This window comes from Peribacillus sp. CSMR9, from assembly GCF_033141925.1.
GTDB classification, from domain to species: Bacteria; Bacillota; Bacilli; order Bacillales; family DSM-1321; genus Peribacillus; species Peribacillus simplex_A.
The window spans coordinates 1-2340 of the sequence record NZ_JAOPHO010000156.1 but is presented as its reverse complement, the minus strand read 5'-3'; the positions used below and the strand labels follow the sequence as shown (position 1 = coordinate 2340).

Genomic DNA, 2340 nt, shown 5'->3' with positions numbered 1-2340 from the left:
GCTAACCACTACTACTGCCTTCATGGTTCGGGACTTTCACCCTATAGATTGCACCCATGCCGGGCGCACGAAAAAGGTTGCCGCAGCAACCTCCCTTATTGAAGTAAAGCACCCTATTAAGGTCAATCGTTTTAAAAATAAACGACATAAGAAAGAGAAATTGCCTCGAAATCTAGAGAGTTGGTTACTTTTTCTTTAGAGGCTGGTAAAATTTACTTAATTAAAGAAAAGGAGGTAATCACTTGAAACGAAATTGATTTATTACCTTCTTAGCCGTTCATACGGTTTACTAATTTCCTCTTCCAAATGTTTCCTTAGCTACTTCTAATGCTGATGCGGATCGCGGCCATCCAACGTAAAAACTTAAATGAGTAATAGTCTCTATAAGTTCCTCCTCTGTTAGACCGTTTTGTTTCGCAAGTTCTAAATGATATGGAAGCTGATTTAGGCTTTCTCCAGTTACTAGCGATGTAACAGTAATTAGGCTTCGGTCTCTTAAATTTAAATTATCTCGTCTCCATAAATCTCCGAAAAGTATGTCTTCAGAGTATCTAACAAAATCTGGTGCAAAATGTCCTAATGAATTTCTTACAGTAGGAGTAATGGGTTTGTTCATATCTCCTGCTCCTCTCGATTATTAAGTATGATATTAAAACACTAAATCATTTGAGCAATTCCGTCTCCAAATGACCAGTTTTCAAGATTTGTTTCCGATAGAATTATAAATACATTTTCTTTAACTACACTACAATTATTGTGCAATTTGTTAGCAATACTCTTATACAGTAATTCTTTTTGCTGTTTAGACCTGCCTGGACCGCATGTGATTAAGATGTAAAGAAGTTGGTTTGTTCTTTTACTACTAAGAAGATAATTCGGATCAAAATAAAACTCATCCACCTTATGCGACTGGAAAATTTGAAAATAATCCTTTTTGGGTACGTGAAATTCTTCAATAAGTGCAGCCATAACATTTCTACTGATTAGCTGTAAATCTTTGTGATTATATTCATTTTCCAAATAACTAATTTGAACGAATGGCATTTTTCCCCTCCTTTTGATAACAAGTTAATTTTACCTCCACTAATGTTATTTGTATAATTGAAATAATCGAATGAAAAATTCATAAAAACGAATGGAGATTACTGGATATGGATTTAAAAGAAGTTAAGACATTCCAAGCAATTTTAAGGGAAGGGACATTTTCAAAAGCAGCTCAAAAATTAAACTATGCACAATCAACTATAACGAGCCATATACAAAAACTAGAAAATGAAATTGGATTTAAGTTATTCGAAAGAGGATGGGAAGCAAAGTTAACAGATTCCGGAGAAATTTTCGCTAAGGAGATTCTTTCTCTGATTAAACATTGGGATTTTGTTTTAGAGCAATCAAAAGCAATAGAAAAAGAAGAAGTTGGCACAATAAATATCGGGGTAATTGAAACAGCAGCAACAGTTTTGCCATCTACTATAAGCCAGTTTCGGGAAATAAAACCAAATGTGACTTGTAATATTACTGTAGGAAATACAGACACTCTAATAAATCTTTTAGATAGTGGTATGATCGACTTTGCAATAGGTGGAAAACCGTACAAAGAAAATGGATATTCCTTCATCCATTTATATGAAGAAGAAATATCCGTAATATTTTCCAAAAAATATTATCAAGATCCTATTACCATCCAATCGCTGCATGATATAACTGAATACCCTGTTTTCATTGGTGGTGAAAATTGTTTATACTATACAAAGTTTGAAGAAGAGCTGTCACATTTAGATTCGAAACCCTTTTATTACACAGTTAGTCAGATACTATCCATACCTTTATATATTCATAACTTTCCTTCCATTGGTGTAGTCTTATCATCTTCAAAGCTTTCTGATAATATTATTAAAGTACCCTTAGAATTGAAGAACCCTTTCATTCCTATTGGGATAATACAAAAGAAGGATAATAAGTACCTTTCTAATATAAAGAAGTTATTCCTAGACTTAATAAGAGATTCATTTGTTAGGGAATAGAATATATATAATGGGCTAACGTGTGCTTTGTTGAGTAAGACAAATAAAATCGATTCCTTATAAATAGAAGGAATCGGCTTTTTAGGTTAGAATTTGCTTAGCGTACAAAATTCCCGAGATGTTGGCAGTACCCCTCAAAGAAATCGAACCAACATCGTTAGTGGATTAACCGTTATTTTTACTTCAATAATTTCTATAATTGTATCTGCAATAAATCCTGTTATCGTAGGATTCATAACCCTTAATGAACTCCCTCAGTTTAATAGATAATGCTCACGAATACTCGCTTATTCGCAGGATTTCAAACCACATGGTA

Annotated in this window: 4 protein-coding genes; 2 read left to right on the top strand and 2 right to left on the bottom strand. The window is 33.3% G+C overall.

Annotation, left to right across the window (positions count from 1 at the left end; all coding sequences use genetic code 11):
• Nucleotides 1–199: hypothetical protein (locus N9I19_RS24455; RefSeq protein WP_317779286.1), on the top strand; the 199-nt coding region annotated here is incomplete at its 5' end.
• A gap of 90 nt (nucleotides 200–289) precedes the next feature.
• Here the strand turns inward: N9I19_RS24455 and N9I19_RS24450 are convergent.
• Together N9I19_RS24450 and N9I19_RS24445 are read right to left on the bottom strand one after the other, a co-directional pair.
• Nucleotides 290–616 (bottom strand): carboxymuconolactone decarboxylase family protein, encoded by a 327-nt coding sequence (locus N9I19_RS24450; protein ID WP_089365124.1) that lies wholly within the window; start codon nucleotides 614–616, stop codon nucleotides 290–292.
• Nucleotides 617–657: 41 nt separating this feature from the next.
• Nucleotides 658–1044: a tautomerase family protein gene (locus tag N9I19_RS24445; protein WP_089365125.1), complete on the bottom strand. Its 387-nt coding sequence runs from the start codon at nucleotides 1042–1044 to the stop codon at nucleotides 658–660.
• Between the two features lie 107 nt (nucleotides 1045–1151).
• Here N9I19_RS24445 and N9I19_RS24440 point away from each other — a divergent pair, with 107 nt between their 5' ends.
• Complete coding sequence (locus tag N9I19_RS24440) at nucleotides 1152–2024, top strand: LysR family transcriptional regulator (RefSeq protein ID WP_317779285.1); 873 nt, start codon at nucleotides 1152–1154, stop codon at nucleotides 2022–2024.
• Nucleotides 2025–2340 lie beyond the last annotated feature (316 nt).

Bases quoted from the DNA above. Each gene is read 5' to 3' on its own strand.
- N9I19_RS24445 (WP_089365125.1), bottom strand. From the start codon at position 1,044: ATGCCATTCGTTCAAATTAGTTATTTGGAAAATGAATATAATCACAAA.
- N9I19_RS24440 (WP_317779285.1), top strand. From the start codon at position 1,152: ATGGATTTAAAAGAAGTTAAGACATTCCAAGCAATTTTAAGGGAAGGG.
- N9I19_RS24450 (WP_089365124.1), bottom strand. From the start codon at position 616: ATGAACAAACCCATTACTCCTACTGTAAGAAATTCATTAGGACATTTT.